Source organism: Enterobacter sp. 2VL, from assembly GCF_005503595.1.
GTDB classification, from domain to species: domain Bacteria; phylum Pseudomonadota; class Gammaproteobacteria; order Enterobacterales; family Enterobacteriaceae; genus Enterobacter; species Enterobacter cancerogenus.
In genome coordinates this window covers 575,363-592,451 of record NZ_SCNE01000001.1, presented here as the reverse complement: position 1 = coordinate 592,451, position 17,089 = coordinate 575,363, and the positions used below count along the sequence as shown (strand labels likewise).

Annotated in this window: 14 protein-coding genes; 8 read left to right on the top strand and 6 right to left on the bottom strand. The window is 53.4% G+C overall.

All coding sequences use genetic code 11. The annotated features are described in order from the left end of the window. Both FFS28_RS02755 and FFS28_RS02750 read left to right on the top strand, forming a co-directional pair. Positions 1-1,083: an ABC transporter ATP-binding protein gene (locus FFS28_RS02755; RefSeq protein ID WP_137273281.1), complete on the top strand. Its 1,083-nt coding sequence runs from the start codon at positions 1-3 to the stop codon at positions 1,081-1,083. A gap of 65 nt (positions 1,084-1,148) precedes the next feature. Then, positions 1,149-2,063, top strand: a complete 915-nt coding sequence (locus tag FFS28_RS02750) for an OmpG family monomeric porin (RefSeq protein ID WP_137848697.1) — start codon at positions 1,149-1,151, stop codon at positions 2,061-2,063. Between the two features lie 33 nt (positions 2,064-2,096). Here the strand turns inward: FFS28_RS02750 and FFS28_RS02745 are convergent, their stop codons facing one another. Continuing rightward, positions 2,097-3,107 carry a LacI family DNA-binding transcriptional regulator gene (locus FFS28_RS02745; RefSeq protein ID WP_137848696.1) on the bottom strand — a complete coding sequence of 337 codons (1,011 nt, stop codon included), beginning with the start codon at positions 3,105-3,107 and terminating at the stop codon, positions 2,097-2,099. 154 nt (positions 3,108-3,261) lie between these two features. Between FFS28_RS02745 and FFS28_RS02740 the strand changes: the two genes are divergently transcribed. The 3 genes from FFS28_RS02740 to tyrR all read left to right on the top strand — a co-directional run bounded on the left by FFS28_RS02740 (position 3,262) and on the right by tyrR (position 7,362). Next, a complete protein-coding gene (locus FFS28_RS02740) occupies positions 3,262-4,659 on the top strand; it encodes a YcjX family GTP-binding protein (RefSeq protein WP_006175583.1) in 1,398 nt (465 codons plus the stop codon). After that, on the top strand, positions 4,656-5,708 hold the full coding sequence (locus FFS28_RS02735) for a YcjF family protein (RefSeq protein ID WP_137848695.1): 1,053 nt from the start codon (positions 4,656-4,658) through the stop codon (positions 5,706-5,708). The genes FFS28_RS02740 and FFS28_RS02735 overlap by 4 nt, the downstream gene beginning before the upstream one ends. 112 nt (positions 5,709-5,820) lie before the next feature. Next, on the top strand, positions 5,821-7,362 hold the full coding sequence (tyrR, locus tag FFS28_RS02730) for a transcriptional regulator TyrR (RefSeq protein ID WP_006175580.1): 1,542 nt from the start codon (positions 5,821-5,823) through the stop codon (positions 7,360-7,362). Between the two features lie 34 nt (positions 7,363-7,396). Here the strand turns inward: tyrR and tpx are convergent, their stop codons facing one another. After that, the gene (gene tpx, locus FFS28_RS02725) at positions 7,397-7,903 is read right to left on the bottom strand and encodes a thiol peroxidase (protein WP_006175578.1); all 507 of its coding nucleotides are present in this window, start codon (positions 7,901-7,903) and stop codon (positions 7,397-7,399) included. A 106-nt stretch (positions 7,904-8,009) separates the two neighbouring features. Here tpx and ycjG point away from each other — a divergent pair, with 106 nt between their 5' ends. After that, entirely contained in the window at positions 8,010-8,975 is a 966-nt protein-coding gene (ycjG, locus tag FFS28_RS02720) for an L-Ala-D/L-Glu epimerase (protein ID WP_137848899.1), read from the top strand. On the opposite strand, the gene mpaA is transcribed toward ycjG, so the two are convergent. Continuing rightward, positions 8,966-9,679: a murein tripeptide amidase MpaA gene (gene mpaA, locus FFS28_RS02715; protein WP_006175574.1), complete on the bottom strand. Its 714-nt coding sequence runs from the start codon at positions 9,677-9,679 to the stop codon at positions 8,966-8,968. The two genes, ycjG and mpaA, sit on opposite strands and share 10 nt — an antisense overlap. Before the next feature lie 183 nt (positions 9,680-9,862). Between mpaA and FFS28_RS02710 the strand changes: the two genes are divergently transcribed. Next, on the top strand, positions 9,863-11,479 hold the full coding sequence (locus tag FFS28_RS02710) for a peptide ABC transporter substrate-binding protein (RefSeq protein WP_101737626.1): 1,617 nt from the start codon (positions 9,863-9,865) through the stop codon (positions 11,477-11,479). Positions 11,480-11,596: 117 nt separating this feature from the next. Here FFS28_RS02710 and FFS28_RS21665 read toward each other — a convergent pair whose 3' ends face one another. From FFS28_RS21665 to FFS28_RS02700, 3 genes are all read right to left on the bottom strand, one after another. Next, positions 11,597-11,737, bottom strand: a complete 141-nt coding sequence (locus FFS28_RS21665) for an Ecr family regulatory small membrane protein (RefSeq protein WP_042319897.1) — start codon at positions 11,735-11,737, stop codon at positions 11,597-11,599. 72 nt (positions 11,738-11,809) lie between these two features. Then, on the bottom strand, positions 11,810-13,042 hold the full coding sequence (locus FFS28_RS02705) for a GGDEF domain-containing protein (RefSeq protein ID WP_137848694.1): 1,233 nt from the start codon (positions 13,040-13,042) through the stop codon (positions 11,810-11,812). Between the two features lie 92 nt (positions 13,043-13,134). Next, positions 13,135-15,264, bottom strand: a complete 2,130-nt coding sequence (locus FFS28_RS02700) for a putative bifunctional diguanylate cyclase/phosphodiesterase (RefSeq protein ID WP_137848693.1) — start codon at positions 15,262-15,264, stop codon at positions 13,135-13,137. Positions 15,265-15,877: 613 nt separating this feature from the next. On the opposite strand from FFS28_RS02700, the gene FFS28_RS02695 reads away from it, so the two are divergent. Then, complete coding sequence (locus FFS28_RS02695; RefSeq protein WP_502704960.1) at positions 15,878-16,873, top strand: methyl-accepting chemotaxis protein; 996 nt, start codon at positions 15,878-15,880, stop codon at positions 16,871-16,873. Positions 16,874-17,089: the final 216 nt, after the last annotated feature.

Genomic DNA, 17,089 nt, shown 5'->3' with positions numbered 1-17,089 from the left:
ATGGCTCAACTCTCTTTAAAACACATCCAGAAAATCTACGATAACCAGGTTCATGTGGTTAAAGATTTCAACCTTGAGATCGAGGATAAGGAATTCATCGTTTTCGTCGGTCCGTCTGGCTGTGGTAAATCGACAACGCTTCGCATGATCGCCGGTCTGGAGGAGATCAGCGCAGGCGAGCTGGTGATTGACGGCGTGTGCATGAACGACGTGCCGGCCAAGTCGCGCGATATCGCGATGGTTTTCCAGAACTACGCGCTTTATCCGCACATGACGGTCTATGACAACATGGCGTTTGGCCTGAAGATGCAGAAAATTGCGCCTTCGGTCATTGAAGAACGCGTCAACTGGGCCGCGCAAATCCTCGGCCTTCGCGATTACCTTAAGCGTAAGCCCGGCGCACTGTCCGGCGGTCAGCGTCAGCGCGTGGCTTTAGGACGGGCGATTGTACGCGAGGCGGGCGTGTTCCTGATGGATGAACCGTTGTCTAACCTGGATGCCAAACTTCGCGTGCAGATGCGCGCTGAAATCAGCAAGCTGCACCAGAAGCTCAACACCACCATGATTTACGTCACCCACGATCAGACGGAAGCCATGACCATGGCCACCCGCATCGTGATCCTGAAAGACGGGATCATCCAGCAGGTGGGGGCGCCGAAACTGGTTTATAACGAACCGGCAAACATGTTTGTGGCCGGGTTTATTGGCTCGCCTGCGATGAACTTTATTCGTGGGGCCATTGACGGCCAGTATTTTGTCACGGAAACGCTGCGTCTTGAGATCCCCGCAGACAAGCTTGCCGCCCTCAACGCAAAAGGTTACCAGCGCAAAGCGATGGTCTTTGGTATCCGCCCGGAAGATATTCTTACGCCACAGCATAGTGGTGAGGCTATTACCGCGAAGATCAGCGTCGCTGAACTCACCGGGGCAGAGTTTATGCTTTATGCCGCCGTCGGCGGACATGAACTGGTTGTCCGTGCGGGTGCCGCCAATGATTATGCAGCCGGAGATAATATCGGCATTCAGTTCGATATGAATAAGTGCCATTTCTTCGATGCAGAAACCGAAGAGGCTATTAGATAAAGAAGTATCAGCCGGGAATGCAAATTTCCGGTTTTTTTGGTTGTTAATTATAAAGGAATATTTTAATGAGTACTCTACTAAAAAGTGCTGCGTTTGTTTTATGCGCAGGGGTTAGCTGCGCACAGGCAACAGAAACAGCAAAGCAGTGGGATTTTAATATTGGGGCCATGTATGAAATCGAAAACGTCGAGGGTCAGGGCGACGATAAAGATGGATTATATGAACCTTCCGTATGGTTTAATGCCACATGGGATGCATGGACAATATCTCTCGCCATGTATCAGGAGGGGCCTGTCGATTACAGCAGTATGACCCGGGGAACCTATTTTGATCGCCCTGAAATAGAGTTGCGCTATCGCTTTATTGGGACAGATGATTTTACCTTTGGTCTCACCGGCGGTTTCCGAAACTACGGCTATCACTTTAAGGATGAGCACGGTGCGAAGGACGGCAGCGCGAATATGCAGCGCTATAAAATTCAGCCGGACTGGGATATTAAATTAACCGATGACTGGCGCTTTAGCGGTTGGTTATCCCTGTACCAGTTTGCTAACGATCTGGAAAAAACCGGCTATGCTGACAGCCGCGTTGAAACGGAAACGGGCTTTACCTGGACCCTTAACGAAACATTCTCCGCGAAAGTGAATTACTATTTAGAGCGTGGTTTCAATATGGACAGTTCACGTAATAACGGCGAATTTTCCACGCAGGAAATCCGCGCTTATCTGCCGGTTTCATTAGGCCAGACCACGCTGACGCCGTATACCCGGCTTGGTCTTGACCGTTGGTCAAACTGGGACTGGCGTGACGATCCAGAGCGCGAAGGCCACGATTTCAACCGCCTGGGCCTGTTGTATGCCTACGATTTCAATAATGGTCTCTCCATGACGCTGGAATATGCCTACGAATGGGAAAACCATGATGAAGGCGACAGCGATCGTTTCCACTATGCGGGCGTGGGCGTGAATTACGCGTTCTGACCGGTCTGTCACCAGGGGCGTGTGCCCCTGGTGTTAGCGTAGCGACGCGGTAAACGAAAAGTGGGTATCCACCAGGATTTTTTGCGGGGCAGGTGTACCGGCAATACGTTTAAACAGCAGGTCGCAACTCTCTTCGCCCAACTTCTGCGTGGGGATATCAAAACCGCCTGGGGCCGGGGTCAGTATGAGGGACAGCATCGGATCGCTGTATCCCGCCACGGCCAGCTGCTCGGGGATCATCAGGTTCAGCTCGTCTGCGGCGCGGTACAGGCTTAGCAGCTTCATACTGTCAGTGGCGAACACCGCATCCGGGGGATTCGCGGATGAGAGCAAGCGACACGCTGCCGCCAGTGCGCTCTCGTGGGTATAACCGCCATCGATCATCCAGTCGGGATGAATGTCTATGTGGTTATGTTCAAGGCTGGCCTTATAACCCGCCAGACGGTCTATTGAAACATGATAATCAAGCGGGGCGTGTAGACAGGCTATTTTGCGATGCCCCTGTTTAATAAACGTCTCGGTGAGTGTGAAACTATCACGGAAGTTATCAGTGTCGACCGAGCAGATATTGTTATATTCGCCTTCCACTTTACCAATAACGACAACGGGCACGCCGTATGCATCCAGCCTTGAAAAATAGGATTCATTGGCTGGCGAACTCAGCATGATGATCCCTTTAATCATTTTTTGCTTAATTTTGCTTTCGCATTTCAGTAAATCATCTTCACTGTTTTTCGATGTCTGCAATATAACGTCAAAGCCTTCCTGCTCCGCTTTCGCCGTTATTGCATGAAGTACGTCAGAGAAAAAAGGATTGCCCGCCGTGGTTTTTGTCGATCGTGTTGAAATGACCATAATGGCATCAAAGCCAGAAGAGGTCAGGGCGCGAGCAAGTTTATTCGGTTGATAATTTAAGGCTTCAATCGCCTTTTGCACTTTTTCGAGCGCTTCAGGAGAGATATTGGTTTGTTTATTCAATACTCGTGACACGGTTGATTTCGAAACGCCAGCAACCCGCGCAATATCATAGATGGTGGGTGACATACACCTTACTCACTTCTACTGACAGCAATGACGTTCATCTTACTGGAGAAAAAACGGCAATAGCAATAATTATGAATTGATAATCAACGATCTGCCCCAATTTATTGTATTCTGAAGCAAGTCATTACAGGCTTCCAGGCAATGAAGGACGGCGATGAAGCGACTTAAAAACGAACTTAACTCTCTGGTCAACCGTGGCGTGGATCGCCATCTGCGTATCGCCGTCACGGGGCTGAGCCGCAGCGGTAAGACGGCGTTTATCACCGCCATGGTTAATCAGCTGCTCAACTTGCACGCAGGTGCGCGATTGCCGCTGTTGAGCGCGGTAAGAGAAGAGCGTCTGCTGGGCGTGAAGCGTGTACCGCAGCGTGACTTTGGTATCCCGCGTTTTACCTACGATGAAGGTCTGGCCCAGCTGTACGGCACGCCTCCGGCCTGGCCTACGCCCACGCGCGGAGTCAGTGAGATCCGCCTTGCGCTGCGCTTTCGCTCCAGTGAATCCCTGATCCGGCATTTTAAGGACACTTCCACGTTGTATCTGGAAATTGTGGATTACCCCGGTGAATGGCTGCTGGATTTACCCATGCTGGCGCAGGATTATCTCAGCTGGTCTCGTCAGATGACCGGCCTGCTGCAAGGCCAACGTGCGGAATGGTCGGCGAAATGGCGACAGCTATGCGAAGGTCTGGATCCGCTCGCCCCTGCCGACGAGAACCGGCTGGCGTTAATCGCCGAAGCGTGGACGGACTACCTGCATCAATGTAAACGGGAAGGGCTGCATTTTATCCAGCCCGGGCGTTTTGTTTTGCCGGGCGATCTGGCGGGTGCGCCTGCGCTCCAGTTTTTCCCGTGGCCTGACGTTGACGGTATCGGTGAGTCAAAACTGGCGCAAGCGGATAAACATACCTATGCCGGCATGCTCCGCGAGCGTTACAACTACTACTGTGAAAAAGTGGTCAAAGGGTTCTATAAGAATCACTTTTTACGCTTCGACCGCCAGATTGTGCTGGTGGACTGCCTTCAGCCGCTTAATAGTGGGCCGCAGGCGTTCAACGATATGCGTCTCGCGTTAACGCAGCTGATGCAAAGTTTTCATTACGGCCAGCGCACGCTGTTCCGCCGCCTGTTTTCTCCGGTTATCGACAAGCTGCTGTTTGCGGCAACCAAAGCAGACCATGTGACGGTCGATCAGCACGCCAATATGGTGTCACTGCTCCAGCAGCTGGTGCAGGATGCGTGGCAAAACGCCGCGTTTGAGGGCATCAGTATGGATTGCCTGGGCCTGGCCTCGGTTCAGGCGACGCAGAGCGGATTGATTGACGTCAACGGCGAGAAAATCCCGGCCCTGCGGGGGCATCGCCTGAGTGACGGTGAACCGCTTACCGTCTATCCTGGTGAAGTTCCTGCACGCCTGCCGGGACAGGCTTTCTGGCAGAGCCAGGGTTTCCAGTTCGAGGCTTTCCGTCCGCAGATGATGAACGTTGACCAGCCGTTACCGCACATTCGCCTGGATGCCGCGCTTGAGTTTTTGATAGGAGACAAATTGCGATGACGGAATCGTTGAAACCGCGCATTGATTTTTCCGGCAAGCTGGAACAGGAGCAGGCAGAGGTCTTTAAGTCTGCGCACACCTTCAGCGGCACGCAGGCCGAGAATTTTGCTCCCGCCCGGGTCGATGAGCCGCTGGTCGAAGACGGGCAGGCGGAAGCGGTGATTGACGCCGCGCTGCGGCCCAAACGCAGCCTGTGGCGCAGGATGGTGATGGCCGGACTGACGCTGTTTGGAGTGAGCGTGGTCGGGCAGGGTGTGCAATGGGCGGCTAACGCCTGGCAAACCCAGGACTGGGTGGCGCTCGGTGGCTGTGCGGCGGGTGCGCTGATTGTCGGCGCGGGCGTGGGGTCGGTTGTCACCGAATGGCGCAGGCTCTGGCGTCTGCGGCAGCGTGCTCACGAGCGCGACGAGGCACGAGACTTGCTGCACAGCCACGGCACGGGAAAAGGGCGGGCGTTCTGCGAAAAACTGGCAAGCCAGGCTGGGATCGATCAGTCCCATCCGGCGCTGCAACGCTGGTATGCCGCTATTCATGAAACCCAGAATGACCGGGAAGTGGTGACGCTCTACTCCCATATGGTGCAGCCGGTGCTGGATGCGCAGGCGCGCCGTGAGATCAGCCGCTCGGCGGCAGAGTCGACCCTGATGATTGCCGTGAGCCCGCTGGCGCTGGTGGATATGGCGTTTATCGCCTGGCGTAACCTGCGTCTGATCAACCGTATTGCCAGCCTGTACGGGATTGAACTTGGCTATTACAGCCGTCTGCGTTTATTCAAACTGGTGCTCCTGAATATCGCCTTTGCCGGTGCCAGCGAGCTGGTGCGTGAAGTTGGCATGGACTGGATGTCGCAGGATCTGGCTGCGCGCCTGTCGGCCCGCGCTGCGCAGGGCATTGGCGCAGGTCTGCTCACCGCACGTCTGGGCATTAAGGCGATGGAGGTGTGCCGTCCGCTGCCGTGGATCGACGGTGATAAGCCGCGGCTGGGGGATTTTCGCCGCGAACTGATTGGTCAGCTTAAAGAGACGCTCAATAAAAAACCCGTGGCGTGATGCTTTTGTTCACTAATCGTGCTGGCTGTCAATATTTGTTGACAGCCACCTTCCCGAACACCGTGATCTGACATATCATTTTAGTGTTAATGGCTTAAACGGTGAATTTCCCATGCGTCTGGAAGTCTTTTGTGAGGACCGTCTCGGTCTGACCCGCGAGTTACTCGATCTCCTTGTTTTACGTAGCATTGATTTACGTGGCATAGAGATTGACCCTGTCGGGCGAATTTACCTCAACTTTGCCGAAATTGAATTTAATACCTTCAGCAGCCTGATGGCGGAAATCCGCCGTATCGCTGGCGTTACGGATGTGCGTACCATCCCCTGGATGCCTTCAGAGCGTGAGCACCTCGCGCTCAGCGCATTGCTGGAGGCTATGCCTGAACCTTTCCTGTCGCTGGATTTGAAAAGCAAAGTTGAACGCGTCAACCAGGCCAGCTGTCAGCTTTTCGCGCAGAGTCAGGAGAAGCTTAGCAATCATCACGCGACCCAGTTGATCCCCGGCTTTAATTTCCAGCGCTGGCTGGACAGCAACCCGCAAAACACCCACAGCGAACATGTCGTGATTAACGGGCAGAATTTCCTGATGGAGATCACCCCGGTGTACCTGAAAGGGGAAAACGACGCGCGCGTCTTAACCGGTGCGGTGATCATGCTCCGTTCAACCGTTCGCATGGGCCGCCAGCTGCAAAATCTTTCCAGCCAGGATGTGGGTGCGTTTAGCCAGATCGTTGCGGTCAGCCCGAAGATGCGTCATGTAGTCGATCAGGCGCGCAAGCTCGCTAACCTCACTGCGCCGCTCCTGATCACCGGGGATACCGGTACCGGCAAAGATTTGCTGGCACACGCGGTGCATCAGTCCAGCCCGCGTGCGGCTAAACCGTATCTGGCGCTGAACTGCGCTTCGATTCCGGAGGATGCGGTTGAGAGCGAACTGTTCGGCCACGCGCCGGAGGGTAAAAAAGGCTTCTTCGAGCAGGCGAACGGTGGCTCGGTGCTGCTGGATGAGATCGGCGAAATGTCGCCACGCATGCAGGCCAAGCTGCTGCGCTTCCTGAACGATGGCACCTTCCGCCGCGTCGGGGAAGATCATGAGGTACATGTGGATGTACGCGTGATCTGCGCTACCCAGAAAAACCTGGTCGAACTGGTGCAGAAAGGGGTATTCCGCGAGGATCTCTATTATCGCCTGAACGTGCTGACGCTGAACATTCCACCCCTGCGCGATTGCCCGCAGGACATCATGCCGCTGACCGAGCTGTTCGTGGCCCGTTTTGCGGACGAGCAGGGCGTACCGCGCCCGAAACTGTCCGCTGATTTAGGCACTGTGCTGACGCGCTACGGCTGGCCGGGCAATATCCGTCAGTTGAAAAACGCCGTTTATCGCGCGTTGACTCAGCTCGAAGGGTACGAACTGCGCGCGCAGGATATCCTGTTACCGGATTACGATGCCGGAACCGTGTCCGTGGGCGAAGAGGCGATGGAAGGTTCGCTGGATGATATTACCAGCCGCTTCGAACGTTCGGTGCTAACGCAGTTATACCGTAGCTACCCGAGTACCCGTAAGCTGGCTAAGCGTCTGGGCGTGTCGCACACGGCGATTGCCAACAAGCTGCGTGAGTATGGTCTGAGCCAGAAGAAGGGCGAAGAATAAATAAAAAAGCCTCTGCAAAGAGGCTTTTTTGTTATTACGCTTTCAGCACGTCGAGAGCGGCGGTGTAATCCGGCTCGGTGGTGATTTCGTTAACCAGCTCGCTGAATACAACGGTGTCGTTTTCGTCGATGACCAGAACAGCACGGGCCGCCAGACCTTTCAGCGCACCTTCGGAGATAGCCACGCCGTATTGCTCAAGGAATTCCGGGCTGCGCAGGGTGGAAAGGGTGATAACGTTGCTCAGGCCTTCGGCTCCGCAGAAGCGAGACTGGGCAAACGGCAGGTCAGCAGAAATGCACAGCACCACGGTGTTGTCCATTTCGGTCGCCAGCTGGTTGAATTTACGCACGGACGCGGCGCATACGCCGGTATCAATGCTTGGGAAAATGTTCAGGACTTTACGTTTGCCGGCAAACTGGGCCAGCGTGACGTCGGACAGGTCTTTCGCTACCAGAGTAAAAGGCTGCGCTTTGCTACCAGACTGAGGAATGGAACCTGCAACAGCTACCGGGTTGCCCTGGAAATGGACGAGTTGTGACATAGATATCTTCCTGTTTACAAATAGTTAACGTCGTGGCTAGTGTATGCCAACAGCAGATAACACGGCAAACCAATTTTTCGCCTTACCGGGCTGCAAGGAGTCAATGATGAGAAGCGTTAAGGTCTATGAAGAAGCCTGGCCACTGCATACCCCGTTTGTGATCTCCCGCGGCAGCCGTAGCGAAGCCAGCGTTGTCGTGGTGGAGATAGAAGAAGAGGGCGTGAAGGGCGTGGGAGAGTGTACGCCTTATCCGCGTTACGGGGAGAGCCTCGCCTCGGTGATGGCGCAAATTATGATCCTGGTGCCCGAGCTGCAAACCGGGTTGACGCGTGACGCGCTCCAGCAACGTTTACCTGCCGGCGCAGCCCGTAACGCCATCGACTCTGCGCTCTGGAGTCTTGACGCAGCACAGCAGCAATCCTCTTTGTCCGCCATGCTGGGCGTGACGTTGCCAGAGTCGCTCGTCACCGCGCAAACCGTCGTGATTGGCGAACCCGAACAGATGGCCGCAAGCGCAAAAGCGTTGTATGAGACTGGCGCGCGGCTGCTCAAGGTGAAACTCGACGATCGGTCATTGAGTGAGCGTATGGTCGCCATTCGTGAGGCCGTGCCGCAGGCAACCCTGATCGTTGATGCAAACGAGTCGTGGCATAGTGAAGGACTGGCCGCACGCTGCCAGCTCCTGGCCGATTTAGGCGTCGCCATGCTGGAGCAACCTTTACCGGCGAATGAGGATGCGGCTCTGGAGAATTTCATTCATCCGTTGCCGATCTGTGCAGATGAAAGCTGTCATACCCGTGACAGCCTGTCGCAGCTAAAAGGCCGGTATGAGATGGTGAACATCAAGCTCGATAAAACGGGCGGGTTAACCGAAGCGCTTGCCCTTGCGCAAGCGGCCAGAGAGGAAGGATTTGGCTTAATGCTTGGCTGCATGCTGTGCACCTCCAGGGCGATCGGCGCAGCGTTACCGTTAGCAAATCAGGTGCGCTTTGCCGATCTCGATGGCCCAACCTGGCTTGCTGTGGATGTCTCACCTGCGCTGAGCTTTTCCACCGGGGTGCTTCACCTTTGAGGTTGCCACTGCAGAAGATCTACCATCGCCTTGAGGTACTTCTCGCTTGCCTCATCGGACGATATCGGCGGGAATTCTGCGGTAATGCAGTGTAACCCCAGATCGACGCACCAGCTGCCAAAGGATCCCGGCGTTTCGTAGCCAACGCTTGTCACCAGCGGCAGGGAAAACGCGTCAGCAAGCCACTGACCCAGCGCCGTGTGGCGGGGATCTTCAATGCAGGCCAGCGGATCGTGAAAAGAGACCACCCACGCGGGGTGGATCTTATGGATAAGCTGGCACAGCGCCTGGGTTTCCGGTTCAGAGCCGGGCTTTTCTCCCGTCAGTAAAACAACGTCACGCTCCCGGGCCGAGCTGTTCCAGCGATACACCGTCTCACCGGCACGCCAGTTAGCCGCCGGGAAATTACGATTTAAATCGATCCCTCTCGCATTTGCCCGTAGTCCAAGCTGACAGCCGTCCGGGTTGACGGTCAAAATGACGTGATGGCGACGCAGTTCCGGAGCAAGAGTGCGCAGCGCGCAGGATAAGGTCACGATGGAGGAGTTCTCATCCCCGTGTGTACCGGCAATAATTAAACCGCTATCGCGATCGGCCTCAGGAGCAGGGAACCAGATCAGCGGTGCGCCTAAAAAGGAGCGGCCATAATGCTCGGTTCCTGGCGGGAAAGCGCCGCGTTCTGTTCGGGGTCTTGTCAGTGCCATAGGAAATCCTGATGAAGAAGTCTTTACAGGCAGTGTTGTGCAAAATCGGGGGTAAATCAATGCGTTTCCTGTGCGGCTTAAAATTGTCAGATATCAACTTTCCGGGTTAAGGTATTTGCATTTCTCTGTTTCGAAACAAATAATTACGCAACTGCTGTTAGCTGACTTCTTAAAGGGGATCTTATGAAGCATCCTGTTTCGCTGCTTTGTTCTGCGCTGTGGCTGTGCGGACTCTCTTCACTCTCTTATGCTGCTGATGTGCCACAGGGAACTGTGCTGGCGCAAAAACAGGAACTTGTCCGACATATTAAAGATGAACCGGCTTCGCTGGATCCGGCGAAAGCGGTGGGATTACCGGAGATTCAGGTGATCCGCGATCTGTATGAAGGGTTGGTTAATCAGAATGAGAAAGGGGAATTAACGCCCGGCGTGGCAACGCACTGGCAAAGCAATGATAACCGTGCCTGGACCTTCACGCTTCGTGACAACGCTAAGTGGTCCGATGGTACGCCGGTAACGGCGCAGGACTTTGTCTATAGCTGGCAGCGTCTGGTCGACCCGAAAACCACTTCGCCATTTGCGTGGTTTGCTGCACTGGCGGGCATTACTAACGCCCAGGCAATCATCGACGGTAAAGCGGCACCTGATACGCTTGGCGTAACGGCTGTTGATGCCAAAACCCTACGCGTTCAGCTCGATAAACCGCTGCCGTGGTTCAGTAACCTGACGGCAAACTTTGCGTTTTTCCCTGTCCAGAAAGCCAATGTCGAAAGCGGCAAGGAATGGACGCGCCCTGGTCAACTGGTCGGTAACGGCGCGTATGTGCTGAAAGACCGCGTCGTAAATGAAAAACTGGTGGTCGAACCGAATGTCCACTACTGGGACAATGCGAAAACGGTACTGAAAAAAGTGACGTTTATTCCCATTAACCAGGAGTCATCGGCAACCAAACGCTATCTGGCAGGTGATATTGATATCACCGAATCTTTCCCAAAAAACATGTACCAGAAGCTGCTCAAAGATATTCCTGGACAGGTTTACACCCCGCCGCAGCTGGGCACCTATTACTATGCCTTTAACACGCAAAAAGGCCCCACTGCGGATGCCCGCGTGCGTCTTGCACTGAGCATGACGATCGATCGCCGCATTATGGCCGAGAAGGTATTAGGCACGGGTGAGAAGCCCGCCTGGCATTTCACGCCGGACGTGACGGCAGGGTTTACTCCGGAGAAATCACCTTTTGAGCAGATGACGCAGCAGGAGCTGAACGCCCAGGCAAAAACCCTCCTGCAGGCCGCAGGTTACGGTCCTCAGCGCCCACTGAAGTTAACCCTGCTGTATAATACCTCCGAAAACCATCAGAAGATTGCCATTGCGGTGGCGTCTATGTGGAAGAAAAACCTGGGCGTTGACGTCAAACTGCAGAATCAGGAGTGGAAAACCTACATTGATAGCCGCAATACCGGCAATTTTGATGTGATCCGTGCGTCATGGGTAGGAGATTACAACGAGCCATCGACCTTCCTGTCGCTGCTGACCTCGACCCATAGCGGGAATATCTCCCGCTTTAACGATCCTGCGTACGATAAGATTATCAACCAGGCGACGCTGGAAACCACCGCCAAAGCCCGTAACGTTGATTACAACATGGCTGAGAAAATTCTCGCGGAAAAAGCGCCTATCGCACCTATCTATCAGTACACCAATGGGCGTCTGATTAAGCCGTGGGTTAAAGGTTATCCGATTAACAACCCGGAAGACGTAGCGTATAGCCGCACGATGTATATTGAGAAGCACTGATGTGTGCGGGTTGCCTGCTAATGTCAGGCAACCCCTTCTGCAGCGCCTGGCCGCTATTCAGAAATGATTGCTTAAAAGAGATGTTGAAGGGCGAAAGACACTCATTTTAATCGTTTCCTACAACGCCTCAATAGACGGATAAAGACTGTTTTCAAAATATTCGACGACGTACCAGATCTCGCCGCTAAAAATAAACCATAGCCCAAATATAATAAGGCTTAAAATAGTTAAGATGAGTATTATTTCTGTTTTTCCCATCGCAGACTAACCCACCTGTATTCCATTTTCCGAGGTGGGCATTGTAGCGGGGGTTTCTGTTTTACTCCAGTTTCATGCGGCAAGGACTTTATTGCGGCCATCGTTTTTGGCGCGGTACAGTGCGTCGTCTACACGCTTGAACAGCGCATCAATATTCTCACCCTGATTGTGCCGCGCCACGCCAATGCTGACGGTAAAACGTGGCAGCCCCGGGATCGTAATATGCGCCACCGTGGCGCGGATGGTTTCGGCTATTTGCATCGCGGTTTCGAGCGGGGTACGCGGCAGCAGAAGCACAAACTCTTCACCTCCCCAGCGGAAGACATAATCATCTTTCCGGCAGCAGGTCTCCAGCGTTCTCGAAAGCGAAATCAGCACTTCATCGCCTTTGAGGTGTCCGAACACATCATTTATGTCCTTGAAACGATCGGTATCCACCAGCAGCAGGCTGAATTGCTGCTGCGCGGGAAGATGGGAAGGGTTGGTTTGCTCCGTAATGGCATAAAACTGGCGACGGTTAAGCAGACCGGTCATCGAATCACGGAGTGCGGCATGTTCCAGCTCCTGTTCGAGCCTTTTTTGCTCGGTAATATCATGAATGATGCATAGCATCAGCTTGTCGCCGTAGATCTCAATAGGCCCGGCATACGTTTGCACGTGGCGGGTCGTGCCGTCGGCAAGACGATGTACAAAATTGAGCGGTTTATGGCCGCCGGGCAAACGGGCAATCTCGGTCATAACGGGCAGAATATTACGGCCCAGCGTGTTGATCTCCCAGGTGTGTTTGCTGCATATCTCATCGTGGAGATAGCCGTAAAAATTCAGCGCGGCGAGATTCGCATCCACAATTTGACCGTCTCTGGCAGGGTCGATGAGCAACATCGGCGCGCTGTTGGTGAGGAAAAACCGTGCGTAAAATCCCTGTTTCTTGCGTTGATAGGTCGCCGAACGGCTGGCCTTGAGTCCGGCGGATGGCTGCTGTGGAAGACCTTCAAACAGAATAATGTCGCCATAAGGCTCAATATGATTCAGCGTGAGCCGGCAGCTCAACGTGGTTTCCTGAGCATCACGCCAGACTGTCCAAATCTCAATAATTTCCCGATCGGTTTTCAGGTCGGCGACATACATAGAAAGAACGGTTTGGGCACTGGCGGAATATATTCCTCTTCGCATTTCGTTGAGGGTCTTATTACGCATAACCTTAGCTGCCGCGGCGTTGGCAAAAAGTATCTGTTCTGAAACAGGAGAAATCAGCCACACGGGCGTGGTAATCAAATGCAGCGCATCGAAGCTGTGTTGCGACATAGAAAAATCCTGTTCATCGGCACGCGGTGCCTGACGATCACGCCGGAATTATTTCGCGTGGGTTCTTTTGAAACATACCTTATTCAATCACATCAAGCATGATTTTTTTGTGAAACATAAGATGAATCAGAATGTATTTTCCCTATGGGGATAATTTGTTTATCTGAGTTTTTTTGCAAAAGCAGCCAGGGTACCTGTTCTGCCGGTAACGGTCGGGAGAACAGAAAACCCTGAAGGTAATCACAGCCCATCTCCGCCAGCGCGGCCTGTTGTTCTTCTGTTTCAATTCCTTCTGCGACCACGCTCATTTCCATGGTGCGGGCAATATTAATAATAGTTTCAACCAGTTTTCTGCTTTTTTCATTTACCAGCATTGAGTTGACAAAGCTTCGGTCGATTTTTAGTTCTTTAGCCGGAAGGACGCTCAGCATCAGCAGGTTGGAATACCCCGTACCAAAATCATCAATTGAAACGGTGATCCCGGCCTGGTTGAAGGCATTAAGCAACTCAATGCTGCGATCGAGATCTTTGAGCGCGGTACTCTCTGTCACTTCCAGAATGAGCCGGGATGGCGCGAGGTTATATTTTTGCAGCATGGATGAAATAACCTGGAATAAATCCTGCTGTTCAAATTGTACTGGCGACAGGTTGAACGACAATGTCCACTGGCTGAAACCCTGTTCCGTCCAGAAATGCAGCTGTCGACAGGCGGCTTCAATGGCCCAGTTTCCCACCGGCACGATCAGCCCCGTTTGCTCCAGCGACGGTAAAAACAGGTTTGGAAGTAAAACGCCTTGCTCCGGGTGTCGCCAGCGCAGCAGCGCCTCGAAACCATGGATCGCATTTTGATCGGCGATATAGGTTGGCTGATACCAAAGTTCAAACTGATCGCGTTCAAGCGCCTGGGAGAGCTCCTGCAGGAAACCCGGCTCTGCCGGGATGACGGTGGACATCTGTGCCCGGTACACCGCCCATCCGTTACGTCCCTCCCGTTTGATGTGTTGCATGGCCGCATCTGCTTTGAGTTTTAGCTCATGCAGCGTTTCGCCATGCTCGGGATAGAGGCTTACTCCCGCACTGAGGGTGACGCTCAGCGTATGTCCACACACGGATAGCGGTCGACGGATATCTTCAAGCAGGGGAGTAAGCAGCAGGTTCAGCTTCTCATCGTCGTAGTCCGGGAGCAGCAGAATGAATGCATCGCCTCCCAGCCTGGCCAGCGTGATCTCCCGGCTTAGCCTTGCCGTAATTCGCTGTGCAACGGCAATGAGCAGCTCGTCACCGACGTGGTGACCCCAGGTATCGTTCACCCGTTTAAAATGGTCGATATCGAGAAATACCACGGCAAACGATTTTTTATTGAGAAGCGCACTGTGCAGACAATCCTGTAGCCGGATATCCATCTGATGCCGGTTGGCAAGGCCGGTGAGGGCGTCAAAACGCGCCTGCAGTTCGAGCTGACGGTTGAGTTGCTGCAAATTGTCGGTCAGCCTTGCCGTGCGCCAGTGAGAGTCCACCAGCGAGATAATCAACATGATCCCCAGCAGGCATAACGTCGTTACGGAGACCCATATCGATAAACCCAGTTCGCTGATGCCGCCCGGCACGGTGTGTTCCATCTCGTGAAAATGGGCGGCGCTCATGCCGGTATAGTGCATGGCGCAGATCGCCGCGCCCATCACCAGCGCGGCGACAATGCGGTTGATAAAGACGCCTTTCCGTTTGTCGCGCAGGTGGAAGGCGAGCCAGAGCGCAACGCCGGACGCAGCGACGGCAATGATGACTGAGAGCAGAACGATACGCCTGTCCCAGATGATACCGCCTTTGAGCATCAACGCTGCCATACCGACGTAATGCATCGACACGACGCCTGCACTGAGAATGAGCGTGGCAAAGATCAGGCGTAAGGGTGAGAGCGATTTTCCGCGAACGGCAATGTTGATGGCCAGTGTAGACGCCAGGACCGCCACGCCGAGTGAGGTGAGCGTGAGCCAGAGATGATAACTCATGATCATCGGCATGTTCATCGACAGCATACCAATGAAATGCATTGACCAGATCCCAATACCCAGCGTGATCCCGCCCGCCATGCGCCAGAACATCGCGGCCTTACGCCCAGAGAGAGGGATTTTTCCCGCGCTGTCCAGCGCCACAAACGAGGCGATAAATGCCACCAGATACGAGATGGCGATTAATACCGGGTCCCACGATACATTGAGCATGCTGCCATCCCACGCCAAAAGGAGTTACAAAGTTCGCCTGTCGGGCATACCTTTTCTGTGCCAGTGACATGCGGGTTTAAACATGGTGAGTCAGTTATTGGGTAACATAACCCGTCGTATTAAAAATAACCCATCAAAAATATGATATATATTATCTTTAATAGCCTGTTAAGCATCGCTACACAATACAGGAGGTTTACATCATTGCTCCTTAAGTATGCCTGCAAATATCTGGCGTCCTCAGAGATAATGTTATCGCTTGAATATGCCATAAACCAGCAGGACAGGATGTCGAAGCCAACATTTCAAGTAATACGATGCTTTATTTCGCCTTAAATGAAATTTCTGCAATCATGCGGCAAAACTGCAAAGCAGCGCAGATCGTGAGGACAAACTTTGCTGCCAGTGCTATATACCTTAATGCCGACCAAAATATAAAGTTGTGGGAATCATCATGCTAAGAAATATTAGTGTCAGAACTTTTATTATCTATTTCCTTTTATGTGTTTTTTTGGTAAATGCAGGTGTGGTTGCTTTAATTTCAGACAGGTCAATGCTTCTATTATCCTCCATTATTTTAAATTTCATCGCGTTATTTTCACTTTGGGCGTACATGACAAAATATCTTGTGACGCCGATCAACACTGTGAAAAAAAGTATTGAAGAAGTGACGTCGGGCAATCTGGCCGTCTCTATCCCGGAGTTTGGCAATAACTGTGCCGGACGTTTAATTCCCGGCATCAACAGCTTATCCAGCAATATTGCCACTCTGGTTCGGGAGATCCGTGCCTCCTCGCAAACCGCCATGACGCTATCAGAGCAACTCTCCTCACGCAGCGCGCAGCTGTCGGTGAAGACGGAGCAGCAGTCCGCCTCTCTGGTGCAAACCGCAGCCAGCATGGAACAGATGGCCGCCAGCACTAAAAATAACGCCGACAATACCCGCCTGGCCAGCGAGCAGGCGAATGTTGCGACGATGCAGGCGCGCAAAGGGGGAGAGCTGATGGGGCAGGTTGCCAATAACATGCAATCTATTACCGAATGCGCCCAGCAGATGACGGAAATTATCAGCCTTATCGATGGCATTGCCTTCCAGACGAATATTCTGGCGCTTAACGCTGCGGTTGAAGCGGCTCGTGCCGGTGATCATGGAAAAGGGTTTTCCGTGGTGGCGGGAGAAGTCAGGAGCCTGGCGCACCGCAGCGCCGAGGCGGCAAAAAACATCAAGTCACTGATTGACGTTACCAGCAACAACGTGACCCAGGGAGCGACCGTCGTCGCGCAGGCAGAAAGAAATATGCATGAGATTGTCGCGGGCTCGGGCAACGTCAGCCGATTAATGGACGATATTTCCTCCTCAACCGCTGAGCAGGAGAAAGGGATTTCGCAAATTACCCTGGCGCTGTCCGAACTGGAGCGCGTAACCCAGAGCAACGTTGCCATGGTGGAGGAGCTGAACGGCTCATCTGATGTGCTGCGTAATCAGGTTATTGAGTTGCAGACCCGCACCCGCAACTTCCGTCTTGATAACAGCGACCAACCGGGGGTGCAAGCGCCGCAATCCCTTCGCCCGTTAGTGTTCTCTCCGCGCCCGGGGCATTCTCATTAACTAATATAAAAGCCTGGCGTGCCAGGCTTTTTACGACCGCACCCGCGTCCAGCCATTTCATCCTTGCTGCTCCGTCGTATAAAACGCCTGTCTACACCACCCAGGTATAAAATGTACATTTCCTGAGCTATTTCAGCGCGATGGGGAACATAATTATTGCGTAACGTTATACGAAAGCTAGACTGACTGCGAACGAGATGAAAAGGTGGAGGCGCA